Consider the following 13,577-nt stretch of genomic DNA (forward strand, 5'->3'; position numbering starts at 1 on the left):
TTTGCCATAGCCATTTGGATCAATTTTCGATGGCATTCGGATTGCCTTGTCTTTGCGCATGTTTTCTTATTTTCAGAAGGAACATGGCGGGTTATGTGACAAATGGAAAGAGGAAAACAGACCGGCAGAAGCCTGGAAGGAAGTTGAATGAAATTCGGGCAGGCTTCTGTCCGGCAGATTCCTTGATAATTAAAAAAAACGCTCAAACCAAATATTTCCTTTGTTTTAATAGGAAGTTGTTGAAAAAAAAATTAAATTTGAAAAAACACCATTAATAACATAATAAATTTAATCTTATGAAAAAGCAATTGTTTTATTCGATGTTAATTGTCTGCATCTTCCTTCATGTGGGATGCAATAGTGATGCACCCGAATTTCCACTGCTCCCTGAACCCGAAGAGCATCACAGCAATATAGGCCTCAATAAGGCAGACAGTATTGCCATGGTAGAGATCTACAAAAAAATCGGTCCGTGGGGATACGAATGGGATTTAAGAGATGTTATTACCTGGGGAGGCGTGGGAATAGCGTTCGATGAGACGAATAATGAATACCGGATTACCGGATTCAACTATTATGGGAGTTTTCATGGAGAAATACCCGATGAATTCAAAGAGTTGACCGAACTGCGCTATTTAGGCTTGGGAGGAGGAACTCTCGGGGGGACAATACCTGCATGGATCGGTTCTTTTGAATATCTGGAAGATTTATACATCGGGAAAAATTTGGTGGAAGGCAGCGTTCCGCCGGAGATTGGCAATTTGTCCAATTTGAGAGTATTGCACCTGGTAGGCAACCATCTTTCCGGAGAGCTGCCCAAAGAAATAGGTAAGTTGAAAAAATTGGAAAGGGTATATATAGGAGATACCAAAATCGGCGGAGAAATACCTAAAGAGTTTAAAGATATTCCCAAACTAAGAATATTATCGCTGGCGGACAACCAATTCTCCGGACGGTTTCCTATCGAAATATTAAACTCTTATTGTTTGGTAGATTGCGGCCACAATAACATAACATCGCTTCCTGATGAAATCTGGACAATGGATGGCATTGTTTTTCCAAATCTTCAGTACAATATGTTGTCGGGAACAATACCGGACTGGGTGAAAGAAACCGAATTATGGAAAATCGGGGCAGGGTTTATCCAGCGGCAAAAAGAAGGATATGGCTATACTAACTTTCAAGAGTAGAAAAACTTGTATACGTTTACACCTATAATTCTAATGATATGAATACAAAATGTTTATTGAAGACAGTATTTGCGCTGCTTTTTGTTTTAAGCGGATGCGCAGACAATGCAGAAATGATGGATACTGTGTCAGAAAACAGCAGTACTCCTCCCGAACTATCTACGCGAGCTGCAACCACCGGATGGGAAAACTGTATAGAAGGATATTTGCCTTCTGGAGAGAAAATCTTTTTACCGTGGTATGAATCTGCCATGACCGTAATTCCTGATGAAATAAGAAATGACATTAGCGGTCGTGATGGTTGGAGAATCTTGGACAGTACCGTTGATTTTATAGGATATGATATGAAAGTGAAAGATGTGGACAATACTTGTAACTATTTACTTATGTATAATGTTAATACAGGTGTACTGAAAGGGTTCTATTATAAGGAAGAAGGTGCAAAAAACAATTGCGGATTCTGGAATTTAAGAACCTCGCAGCCAACAAAATTATTCAATTTCGCTGAGTATTACGCAGTTCCTGCATCTGAGTTTGGCCCTCAAACGGTGGCAATAGCCAATCTTAGCACTAATGTACAAACGTTAGGATTTGAGAGAGGATGGAATTGTTTTATGATTGAACTTGCATATGACGAAAATAGTTATCAACAAAAATTGAACATTTCCGGATTTGCAATGAATAATACAACTGTAACACTGACAGGAGCATATCAAGGGAAATCCTCGGGTACTATTGTCACTTCCACTCAGTCTTCGGCCAATCCTGTAAAAGGAGTGGCAACCGCTCTCGGCAAAGCAGGTGCACAGTGGATAATGGATAACATCGGTGAAGACAAACCTATAAAACCGGCAGTATTGCCAAAAACAAATGCAACGACCAAAGGTATTTCAGAAGCTATTAAAGACATTACAGAAAAAGGTGTTTCTGGATTAATATCCAATGGAATACAAAAGATATTCGGTTCATTACTGGGAATAGGTACTAAAACTAATATAACAACAAGCGATTTAATGTTTACCACCAATGGAGAAGCTACAATCAGCGGTGAAATGACTACTCCTGTTTCAGGAATAATATCTCCCATTACAGGACTAACTTTGGGTACGGAAGAGATGAATTTAGGTATTTGGAATCTGGAAACCGCTCCTGAACTTATTGTTGACCCGATTGGAAAGCTAAGTCAAATCAGTAAGGGAAAATTTTTCTTTTATGACATGCATGCAAAAACTTCTGCTGTCCTTAAAATGAATCCAATCATAAGTCAACCGTATGGTATAACAGTGACCCCGGTTTATTCAAACACAGCCATTATTAATGCAGAGCCATACATTAAAGGAAACAAACGAGTGGAATATGATATATGGTCAGGACCGCAGGGCCAGCTATTATACGAAGATGACGTTCAAAGGATTGAAACATACCCACTGTCATATAGAGTCTATTGCGAAGAATGGCCTAACTTTAAGATAAATGACGATAAAGGTTCTGTAGCTGTAAATTTTAGCTATACGGATAATAAATATGATTTGACCAGAGCCGTGTCATTCAAAGTGTTGTGTTCGCAATACTCGGCAAAAGTGTATTCGTCAAAGACATTCACCCCTCTGCAAAAATATGGTTATGTTTTATATTCCGGACGTCCTCATTTTTCCTGGACTACTACGGATTTCAAGAACCAACATATTCCGGAAAATTGAAAAATAGTTCAAAAAAGTGTCTTGACCAGATGGGATATCCCTAAAAAAGAAAGAGGGTGTGTCGAAACTCTCTTATTAACCAAATCACCCCTGTCACAGATATCTATGGCAGGGGTGATTGATGTATTTGATGTGTTTCGACACACTCTCTTTCTTGTGCCTGTGCGTGTCAGACCTTCTGTCTTATCAGTCCAGCACGATGGGTTTGTATTTCGGAACCAGCGCTTTCATGATGCACCATCCTATCAGATATGCCACGGCACACACGCAGAAGATGACGAAGTATCCGGCAGGTTTTCCTACAAAGCCCATGAACACCATGTCAGTCTCTCCGGCATAAACGAACAGCTTGCCGGCAACGTATTGCAGCAACATGGAGCTGATGCCGCCTGCCATGCCGCCGATGCCCGTAACCGTGGCGATGGCGGTTTTCGGGAACATGTCGCCAACGGTAGAGAAGATATTAGCCGACCATGACTGGTGAGCCGCGCCGCCGATACCGATCATGATGACCGGGAACCACGGAGAGAGTGTGCCCAGCGGTTGTGCCAGCAATACCAGCAGCGGGAAGAAGGCGAAAATCAGCATGGCGCGCATGCGTGCCGCATAAGGGTTCAGTCCCGTCTTGTTGATGATGATGGTGGGCAGCTTGCCGCCGTAGATGGAAAGCATCGTAATGGCGTAGAGCGTGAAAATCAAGGCGATGCCCAGCCCTTCGGACGTCTTGATGCCGAATTGCGTGTTCAGGTAAGAGGGAGTCCAGAAGAGGAAGAACCACCATACGCCGTCGGTCATGAACTTGCCGATGGCAAACGCCCACGTCTGCTTGTAGCCGAAACATTGCAGGAAGCCCATTTTCTTTTCTTCCGTTTGAGGTGCCGTCTCTCCTTTTTCTTCAAGGTTGTCCTGTTCGATGTATTCCAGTTCCGCCTTGTTCACATGTTTGCTCTTGGCGGGCGACGTGTACATGAATACCCAGAAACCCATCCAGATGAAACCGAGCGCGCCGATTACGATGAATGCCATTTCCCAACCCCAGGCTTTTGCCAGCAGAGGGATGGACAGGGGAGCCACCAATGCTCCGATAGAGGCGCCCGCGTTGAAGATGGAAGTCGCGTATGCGCGGTCTTTCTTGGGGAAGTATTCGGCGGTAACCTTGATGGCTGCGGGGAAGTTTCCGGCTTCGCCCAGCGCAAGCACGCATCGTGCCGCAAGGAAGCAGTACATGCTGACCGTGGCGATGGTGACAACCACATCACCCGTGGCGCCCATCAGCTCCGCCGCGCTGTGCAGGCCTACGAAATGTTCGGTGACAATGCCGCAGAGCGCGTGAAGGCAGGCCCCCAGCGACCATACGCCGATTGCCCATAAATATCCTTTCTTAGACCCCATCCAGTCTACGAAGCGGCCTGCAAACAACATGCAAGCGGCGTAGACGAATGAAAAGACTGCCGTGATTGTACCGTAATGTGATTCGTCCCAGTGAAATTCCGGTTTGATAAATTCGTCCCAGGTAAGCGACAGCACCTGGCGGTCGAGATAATTGACTGTTGTCGCGAAGAATAACATGGCGCAAATGGTCCAACGGTAGTTGGACATCTTGCCCAGTGTGTTCTGAATTGTACTCATGATATGTAGATTAATATTGTTTTAATGTTACAAAAATACGCCTTCTCGTGTTATGTGTATGTGTAATATTTGGTAGAAATCATGGAGAAAATGACAAAAACAGGCACAATTGCGAACAATCATGCCTGTTTTCTGTCTTTCCGGATGTTATTTCATATCCGTGTATTTGATTTCGTCCTTGTCACTATACTTCAGGTTCTCGCCACCCATGCCCCAGATGAAGGTGTAGTTGCTGGTACCTGCGGCAGCGTGGATGCTCCATTCGGGAGAAGTGATTGCCTGCTCGTTGTGCAGCCATACGAGGCGCTCTTCCTGCGGCTCGCCCATCAAGTGGCAGATGGCATTGCCCGGCTTCAGGTTGAAGTAGTAGTAAGCCTCCATGCGGCGTGTGTGGGTGTGGGCAGGCATGGTGTTCCATACGGAGCCCGGAGCAAGTTCGGTAAGGCCCATCTGCAGCTGGTTCGTGCCGCCGTCCTTCACTCTTTCCAGAACGTCTTTTACAATCAGCTGGTTTACAATGCGGTCGTTGCTGTCTTCCATCTTGCCATAGTGGTCGGAGATACCCAGGGCATACTTCTTGGGGTTCGCCTTCTGCAGTTTGGCATCGGTGGTAATCAGTTGGGTCACGTAGGGCTTGTAAGCCGGAGCCGAGTTGATGTAGAACTTGGCGGGGTTGGCGGCATCGTTGCTCTTGAAAGTGACTTCTTTGTTGCCGCAGCCTACGTAGAGCGCTTCTTTATACTTCATGGGATACTCCTTGCCGTCTACGGTAACCACTCCGTCGCCACCGGTGTTGATGACACCCAGCTCGCGGCGTTCGAGGAAGTAAGTGATTTCAGGACCCAGCTCGCGGAAAGTCTCCAGCTTCAGCACTTTGTTTACAGGCATTGCGCCGCCGTAAATCAACCGGTCGTAGAGTGTGTAAGTGATGTTGATTTCGTCCGGAGCCATCACTTTGTCCATCATAAATCTGCTGCGCAGAAGTTCCGTGTCATAGTGTTTCACGTCCTGCGGATGGCAGGCGGTCTGCACTTTGTAGTTCACTTGGGCGGAAGCCGTTACTGCGGCTGCACCCAGCATCAGGGCAATTGCTAATTTTTTCATGTCTGATATAAACTTTTAAAATTAAGTACTAATGGTTGGTTATCAATGTCTGTTATTGATATATTCTTGGTTGAACGCTTCTTTTGCGCGGGATACAAGCTCCCTCGTGTCGCATCTATAGCCCCGCTCGTGTGGGACATATAGTTCGCTCGCGTGGGATATATATTATATCGCTCGTGTGGGATATATAGATCCCTCACGTTGCATCCATATATCCCTCGGGGCGGGAAGCGCCGTGAAGGAACCGTGTTATTTCGCGCTCTCCTTGGCTTCCTTTTCGCTGCGGACGATGATGCGGCGGTTGATGAACATCATGCCGGCGGCAATGGCAACCAACAGCGCGGCACCTACATACGAGAGCTTGATACCTCTATATATGGTCCAGCCGAAGAAAGGGGAGGCGAAGTCGATGGCACCGCCCTGGAAACCTTCGGGGATTTGTGCAGCCTTGTCGCCGGTCTTCTCGAACACCTCTTGGGCGGCGAGCGTGAAGTCGGGCGCCATATCGGTCACGAAGTAAAGTCCGATAATCAAGGTGATAAGTCCGATAATCAATGTCTTGAGCACATTGCCTTTGGTGAAGGGCAATATCATGGGGAACAGGTAGAACATGCCGGCAAGCGAAGCCAACGGCAGGAACTGGTTGCCCGGCAGGGATACGGCGAGCGCCAGGCTGAGGGGAATCAGGATGACCGATGCCACCAGCGTGGCGGGATGGCCGATGACCAATGCGGGGCTCATGCCGATGTGTACTTTCTTGCCGTTGAATTTCGACTTTACAAGTTCCGAAGTCTTTTCGGAGATAGGTTTCAGTCCTTCGATGAAGAGCGAGGTGATGCGCGGGATAAGTTCCATTACGGCACCCATCGTGATGCCCAGGAAGAGCACTTTCTTGATGTCGAGCTGTGCCGCCCAGCCTATGAGCATGCCCACGATTACACCCAGCACCAGCGGTTCGCCTATCACGCCGAACTTCTTCTTCATGCCCTCGGCGTCAATCTCCAGTTTGGAGAAGCCGGGGATTTTGTCCAATGCCTTGTTGATGATGATGGCAAACGGAGTGAAGCTCTGGCAGAAAGGCTGCGGTATGGAGATACCGTCCAGGTCGTAGAACTTTTGGAACTTCTCTGCCGTGAGGTCTGCGCATACCAGCGTGATGACGTAGCAGATGATGGCGGCGAAATAGCCCCACGCCAGGTTCTGGCCGGTGACGAAGTAAGCCACGGCGCCGATGAAGGCGAAGTGCCAGTAGTTCCACAAGTCGATGTTTACGGTACGTGTGGTTTTGGTGATAAGCATCAGGAAGTTGACGCCCAGGCAGATGGGGATGATGAGCGCGCCCACGGCGGTGTTGTATGCCACGGCTGCGGCTGCGGGCCATCCCATGTCGAATACGTTAAGTTGCAGGTGATACAGGTCGGATATGGCTTTCAGGGGAGTGTCGAAGTTTGTTGTCAGCAGTGCGGTGACTACACCCAAACCTACAAAACCGACTCCGACGAAGAGACCCGATTTCAGGGCCTTGCCGAATTTCATGCCGATGCACATGCCTATGATTGTAAAAATGATAGGCATCATTACAGACGCTCCCAAAGCGATGATATAACCGAAAACTTGTTCCATTCTTTTATGATTTAATTGGTAAATGATTATGCTTTGCAATGGTATGGGTTGAAAACCGGGGTCAAAAATAAGACCTTTTCCCAATTAATCAAACTGTAAAGGCATAATAAATAGAAAATAAGGATGATTTTGGACAAATTTGTCGTTATCGTGCACAAATTTCTTCGTTTTCGCACACGAAAATCAAAAAACACACCCGTTGCGCCAAAAAATACACAGCCGTTCGGACAGAAAGCCCTACTTTTGCTTCGTGAATGATTATATGGTCTAATACCCAAAAACAACAACTTCATGAAAAAGAACTTTATTTGCAGTTTTATCGTATCTGTTTTATTATTGTCTGCTCCCCTGGGCATGCTTGCACAGCGCGTAGCCACGGACTTGCCGTGGTCGGTGCGCATGGTGCGGTCCGAAATGATCCGTTGCCCGGAGTCCTGGCAGCTGGATTTCCAGCCCCGGCTGAAATGGGACTATTGCCACGGGCTGGAGTTGCAGGCGATGCTGGATGTGTACGACCGCTACGGCGACCGGAAAATCTATGACTATGCCCTGGCTTATGCCGACACGATGGTGAATGCCGACGGCACCATCAAGATGTACAAGCGCGAGGAGTACAGCCTGGACCGCGTCAACTCCGGCAAATTCATCTTCCGCATCTACGAGCAGACAAAGGACGAGAAATACAGGAAGGCGCTTGCCCTGATGAGGAGCCAGCTCGACGAGCATCCCCGCAATGCGGACGGCGGCTTCTGGCACAAGAAGATTTACCCGAACCAGGTGTGGCTGGACGGCATCTACATGGGAGCTCCTTTCTATGCGGAGTATGCCTTCCGCAACAACCGGGTGAATGATTATGCGGATGTCATCAACCAGTTCCTGATGGCTGCCCGCCACACGTACGACCCGAAGAACGATGTCTACCGCCATGCCTGCGACGTAAGCCGCAAGGAGCGTTGGGCGGACCCCGCCACCGGGCAGTCCAAGCATAGCTGGGGGCGCGCCATGGGCTGGTATGCCATGGCGTTTGTAGATGCGCTGGAGTTCATCCCCGAGCATGAGGCGGGACGCGACTCCATGCTGTTTGTCCTCAACAAGATAGCCTCTCAGGTGAAGCGCCTGCAGGATGCCAAGACCGGCCTGTGGTATCAGGTGCTGGACAAGAGCGGGGCGCCGGGCAACTATCTGGAGTCTTCCTGCTCCACTATGTTCGTCTACTCCCTATTCAAGGCGGTGCGCAAGGGATACATTGACAAATCCTACCTGGAAGTGGCGCTGAAAGGGTATAAAGGCATCCTTGACCGCTTCATAGAGGTAGACAAGGACGGTGTGGTGAGCATCACGCAAGCCTGTGCCGTGGCGGGGCTGGGCGGAAAGGTGTACCGTTCGGGCGATTATGATTATTACATCAACGAGACCATCCGCAGCAACGACCCCAAAGCCGTAGGTCCGTTTATCCTTGCGTCGTTGGAGTGGGAGCGCCTTCAGGAGGTGAAAGTAATCGTTAACCGGAAATAATTGAGGAAAGAGACGATGAAGACATTTTGCAGTTTTGTGATAGCGTTGCTCTGCGGCATCGGTTCGTTGTCGGCGGCGCAGCAGTGGAAAGATACGATTGTCGTGGCACGAGACGGCACGGGAGATTACCGTACGCTGACCGAAGCGATGGAGGGCATCCGCGCCTTTATGGACTATAAGGTGACGGTGCTAGTCCGGAAGGGTGTGTATAAGGAGAAGGTGGTTCTTCCCTCCTGGCTGGAGAACGTCGATTTCATCGGCGAAGACGCGGAGAGCACGGTCATCACGTACGACGACCATGCCAATATCAATAAGATGGGAACGTTCCGCACCTATACCATGAAGGTGGAGGGCAACTCCATTACTTTCAAGAACCTGACGATAGAGAACAATGCCGCCCGCCTGGGGCAGGCTGTTGCGCTCCATACGGAAGGCGACCGCCTGCTCTTCGTCAACTGCCGTTTCCTGGGAAACCAGGATACCATCTATACCGGCACGAAAGGCACCCGTCTCTGTTTCTTGAACTGTTATATCGAAGGCACTACCGATTTCATCTTCGGGCCTTCCACGGCACTGTTCAAGGATTGCGTCATCCACAGCAAAGCCAATTCGTACATCACCGCCGCCTCTACTCCGCAGGATGTGGAAGTGGGATATGTATTCAGCAACTGCAAGCTGACTGCCGTTCCGGGCGTGGACAAGGTCTACTTGGGGCGTCCGTGGCGTCCTTACGCGGCGACGGTGTTTCTTAACTGCGAGCTGGGCAAGCATATCCGTCCGGCAGGATGGGACAACTGGCGCAACCCCGAAAACGAAAAGACAGCCCGCTATGCCGAGTATGGAAGCACGGGCGAAGGAGCCGATGCGGCACAGCGGGTGAAATGGGCAAGGCAACTGACCCGGAAGGAGGCTGCCAGGTACGAAGAGCCGGATTACCTCTTCAGGATGTGCAGCGGGTGGAGCGTGCCACAGCCCTGACAGGACACCCCGGATGACGGTGCGGCTTAGTCACGGCATGCGGTCAGGAAGTCCGCTCTCATGGGGCTGAAGCAGTCTATCAGTATGCCGGCTTCCAGGCAGGTGCATCCGTGCTCGGCGTCCGGTTCGATGTAGATGCCGTCGCCTGCCGATACGGTCTGTTTCTCGCCGTTGACGGTGAACTCGAACTTGCCGCTTGCCACGTAGGTCGTTTGCGTGTGGTAGTGGGTGTGCGGCGCGCCTGTCGCGCCTTGCTCGAATTTCACTTTGACGAGCATCACCTGGCCGTCGTATCCCATAATCTGGCGGGTCACGCCTTCGCCGGCGGGTTCCCATGCTTTCTCGTTTTCGAGAATAAACGTGTTGCTTCTTGTCTTCTTCATCTGGTTTGTAAGTTGGTTTGAGCAGGCAAATATACGATTAAAATCGATTGTTCTGCCGCTTGCGCCAATACTTAACCATTTATATGGCATGAACATACACTCATTAACCATTTATATGGTATGAAACATACGTTCATTAAACATTTATATAATATGAAACATACGTTCATTTGCCTCTTGGGGCTGCTTCTGGTGCTTTCGGCTTTTACAGCCGGCAAGCCGAAGATTACGATTTTCATGATTGGCGATTCTACCATGTCCGACAAGTCGTTGACGGGTGGCAATCCCGAAAGAGGATGGGGGCATGTCCTGCCCGGTTTCTTCTCGGAAGATATCATTGTGGACAACCATGCGCAAAACGGTCGCAGTTCGAAGAGCTTCATTGACGAAGGCCGCTGGGACAAGGTGCTGTCGCTGATAAAGAAAGGCGACTATGTGTTTATCCAGTTCGGACACAACGACGAGAAGCCCAAAGCCGACCGCCATACGGACCCGGGAACGACTTTCGACGCCAACCTGCGCAAGTTCGTCAACGAAACCCGTGCCAAAGGCGGCATTCCCGTCCTGTTCAACTCCATTGTGCGCCGCAACTTCGGAACAGCCGACAACAAGGCGGTGGCGGAAGCCATTCTGCAGGACGACATCCGCAAGGGGATTAATCCCGATGCAAAGCACGATGCTTCGCCCGCCGTCGTGCCCGAAACAGGGGATAAACTGATAGACACGCACGGTGCCTATCTGGACTCTCCGCGCAACGTGGCGAAAGAGCTGGACGTCCCTTTTGTGGATATGAACAAGCTCACCCGCGAGCTGGTGGAAAGCATAGGACCCGAGGAGTCCAAAAAACTCTTCATGTGGGTGCCCGCCAATACCGTTGCCGCCATGCCTAAAGGGCGCGAGGACAATACGCACCTGAACGTGCACGGCGCACGCGTCATTGCCGGCATCACGGTGGACGCTATCGCCAAGGAAGTGCCGGAACTGGCAAAACATGTCCGTCACTACGACTTCGTGGTGGCGCAGGACGGCAGCGGCGATTTCTTCAGCGTGCAGGAAGCCATCAACGCTGTGCCCGACTTCCGCAAGAACGTGCGTACCACGATACTGGTGCGCAAAGGCGTGTACAAGGAAAAACTGATTGTGCCCGAAAGTAAAATCAATATCTCCTTGACAGGACAGGAAGGCGCCGTCATATCATACGACGACTATGCGGACAAGCGGAACGTGTTCGGCGAGAACAAAGGAACGTCCGGTTCGGCTTCGTGCTACATCTATGCGCCCGACTTTTATGTGGAGAATATCACGTTCGAGAATACGTCCGGTCCTGTGGGGCAGGCGGTGGCGTGCTTTGTCAGTGCCGACCGTGCCTATTTCAAGAACTGCCGTTTCCTCGGCTTCCAGGATACGCTCTATACCTACGGAAAAGGTTGCCGCCAGTATTATGAGGAGTGCTACATAGAAGGCACTGTCGACTTCATATTCGGCTGGTCCGTAGCGGTGTTCAACCGCTGCCACATCCACAGCAAGCGCGACGGCTATGTCACGGCACCCTCTACCGACAAGGGGCAGAAGTATGGCTATGTGTTTTACGACTGCAAGCTTACGGCAGACGCGGCGGTGAAGAACGTCTATCTGTCCCGCCCGTGGCGTCCTTATGCGCAGGCGGTGTTCATCCGTTGCGAGCTTGGCGGGCACATCCTTCCTGCCGGTTGGAACAACTGGGGAAAGAAGGAGAACGAAAAGACTGCCTTCTATGCCGAATATGAGAGCCGGGGCGAAGGTGCCGACCCTAAAGCCCGTGCCGCCTTCTCGCACCAGCTGAAAAACACGAAAGGCTATGAAATGGAGAGTGTCCTTGCCGGTGCCGACGGCTGGAACCCGGTGGCAGACGGCAATGCGTTGGTCAATGTCAAGCGCTGATTGGCAAACCGATGCCGAGACAGTAGAGAAAAGACAATAAGTAAGTATAAAGAGGTTATTCGCTGCACGCCGAATGGCAGATGGTATGTGATAATAATCACCGGTACTTGCTGAAACAGTAAACAATAATGTAATAAACAGTAACCGATAAACCAATCTTGAAATGATAAACAACAAAACAATATCAGCCGTAATAGCCCTGTTGATGGGCTTTGTATTGCCTGCGGGCGCGGAGAACTATCCCTACCGCAGTGATGTGCTTTGGGTGACCGTGCCCGACCATGCCGACTGGCTCTACCGCACGGGAGAGAAAGCCACTGTGGAAGTGCAGTTCTATAAATACGGCATTCCGCAAGACGGAGTGACGGTCAGCTACGAACTTGGAGACGACATGATGCCTTCCGATGCGAAGGGCGCTGTGACGCTGAAGAACGGCAAGGCGGTTATTGCCATCGGCACTATGAAGCAGCCCGGTTTCCGCGACTGCCGCCTGCAAGCCACCATTGCCGGAAAGACTTACAAGCACCACATCAAGGTGGGCTTCTCGCCCGAGAAACTCCAACCTTATACAAAGATGCCGGCCGGTTTTGATGCGTTTTGGGATAAGAACAAATCCGAAGCCGCCGGTTTCCCTTTGTCGTATACCAAAGAGTGGGTTGAAAAGTATTCCACCGACAAGATAGACTGCTACCTGGTAAAACTGCGGCTCAACAACCGCGGACAGAGTATCTACGGCTACCTGACCTGTCCCAAGAACATGCGCAAAGGCGCCTGTCCGGTAGTGCTTTGCCCGCCGGGGGCAGGCATCAAGACCATCAAGGAACCTCTGCGCCACAAGTACTACGCCGAGCAGGGCTGCATCCGTTTCGAGATGGAAATACACGGGCTCAATCCCGAAATGTCCGAAGCGCAATTCAAGGAAATCAGCACCGCTTTCAACGGCAGGGAGAACGGCTACCTGTCGAACGGGCTGGACAACAAGGACAACTACTACATGAAGCGCGTTTACCTTGCCTGTGTCCGCAGCATCGATTTCCTGACTTCCCTGCCGGAGTGGGACGGCAAGAACGTGATTGTGCAAGGCGGCAGCCAGGGCGGCGCGCTGGCATTGGTCACCGCCGGGCTCGATGCGCGGGTAACGGCATGTGTGGCAAATCATCCGGCTTTAAGCGATATGGCGGGATATAAGGTAGGCAGGGCGGGCGGCTATCCGCACTTCTTCCGCGTGGCAGGCATGGATACTGCCGATAAGCTGGACACAATGGCATATTATGATGTCGTGAACTTTGCCCGCCGCATAAAAGTCCCCACTTACATCACTTGGGGATACAACGACGATACCTGCCCGCCCACCACCAGCTACATCGTGTACAACGTGCTGGACTGTCCCAAAGAGGCGCTTGTCACCCCCGTCAACGAGCATTGGACGTCCGAAGATACGGAATACGGGCACTTGCTTTGGATAAAGAAGCATCTGAAATAGAGTTGGAAGAAATGATTATCCTTCCAACTCCTGTAAACGAAGAGGGTGTGCC

The 13,577-nt window shown here is 50.3% G+C and carries 10 protein-coding genes; 6 read left to right on the forward strand and 4 right to left on the reverse strand.

What is annotated here, in order from left to right; translation table 11 throughout:
• Positions 1 to 296: 296 nt before the first annotated feature.
• Together QZ327_RS02390 and QZ327_RS02395 are read left to right on the forward strand one after the other, a co-directional pair.
• Positions 297 to 1,190 carry a hypothetical protein gene (locus tag QZ327_RS02390; protein ID WP_294616795.1) on the forward strand — a complete coding sequence of 298 codons (894 nt, stop codon included), beginning with the start codon at positions 297 to 299 and terminating at the stop codon, positions 1,188 to 1,190.
• A gap of 38 nt (positions 1,191 to 1,228) precedes the next feature.
• The gene (locus tag QZ327_RS02395; protein WP_294616796.1) at positions 1,229 to 2,890 is read left to right on the forward strand and encodes a hypothetical protein; all 1,662 of its coding nucleotides are present in this window, start codon (positions 1,229 to 1,231) and stop codon (positions 2,888 to 2,890) included.
• A 186-nt stretch (positions 2,891 to 3,076) separates the two neighbouring features.
• On the opposite strand, the gene QZ327_RS02400 is transcribed toward QZ327_RS02395, so the two are convergent.
• The 3 genes from QZ327_RS02400 to QZ327_RS02410 form a co-directional block, all read right to left on the reverse strand.
• Complete coding sequence (locus tag QZ327_RS02400; protein WP_294616797.1) at positions 3,077 to 4,519, reverse strand: MFS transporter; 1,443 nt, start codon at positions 4,517 to 4,519, stop codon at positions 3,077 to 3,079.
• A gap of 147 nt (positions 4,520 to 4,666) precedes the next feature.
• A complete protein-coding gene (kduI, locus tag QZ327_RS02405) occupies positions 4,667 to 5,623 on the reverse strand; it encodes a 5-dehydro-4-deoxy-D-glucuronate isomerase (RefSeq protein WP_294616798.1) in 957 nt (318 codons plus the stop codon).
• Positions 5,624 to 5,872: 249 nt separating this feature from the next.
• Positions 5,873 to 7,246 carry a PTS transporter subunit IIC gene (locus QZ327_RS02410; protein WP_294616800.1) on the reverse strand — a complete coding sequence of 458 codons (1,374 nt, stop codon included), beginning with the start codon at positions 7,244 to 7,246 and terminating at the stop codon, positions 5,873 to 5,875.
• Positions 7,247 to 7,537: 291 nt separating this feature from the next.
• Between QZ327_RS02410 and QZ327_RS02415 the strand changes: the two genes are divergently transcribed.
• A complete protein-coding gene (locus QZ327_RS02415) occupies positions 7,538 to 8,761 on the forward strand; it encodes a glycoside hydrolase family 88 protein (protein WP_294616802.1) in 1,224 nt (407 codons plus the stop codon).
• Between the two features lie 15 nt (positions 8,762 to 8,776).
• Positions 8,777 to 9,739 carry a pectinesterase family protein gene (locus tag QZ327_RS02420; protein WP_294616804.1) on the forward strand — a complete coding sequence of 321 codons (963 nt, stop codon included), beginning with the start codon at positions 8,777 to 8,779 and terminating at the stop codon, positions 9,737 to 9,739.
• Positions 9,740 to 9,765: 26 nt separating this feature from the next.
• Here the strand turns inward: QZ327_RS02420 and QZ327_RS02425 are convergent, their stop codons facing one another.
• Entirely contained in the window at positions 9,766 to 10,122 is a 357-nt protein-coding gene (locus tag QZ327_RS02425; protein ID WP_294616807.1) for a cupin domain-containing protein, read from the reverse strand.
• A 153-nt stretch (positions 10,123 to 10,275) separates the two neighbouring features.
• On the opposite strand from QZ327_RS02425, the gene QZ327_RS02430 reads away from it, so the two are divergent.
• Both QZ327_RS02430 and QZ327_RS02435 read left to right on the forward strand, forming a co-directional pair.
• Complete coding sequence (locus QZ327_RS02430) at positions 10,276 to 12,042, forward strand: pectinesterase family protein (protein ID WP_294616808.1); 1,767 nt, start codon at positions 10,276 to 10,278, stop codon at positions 12,040 to 12,042.
• A gap of 163 nt (positions 12,043 to 12,205) precedes the next feature.
• Positions 12,206 to 13,525 carry an acetylxylan esterase gene (locus QZ327_RS02435; protein ID WP_294616810.1) on the forward strand — a complete coding sequence of 440 codons (1,320 nt, stop codon included), beginning with the start codon at positions 12,206 to 12,208 and terminating at the stop codon, positions 13,523 to 13,525.
• Positions 13,526 to 13,577: the final 52 nt, after the last annotated feature.

Source organism: uncultured Bacteroides sp. (assembly GCF_910578895.1).
GTDB lineage: Bacteria > Bacteroidota > Bacteroidia > Bacteroidales > Bacteroidaceae > Bacteroides.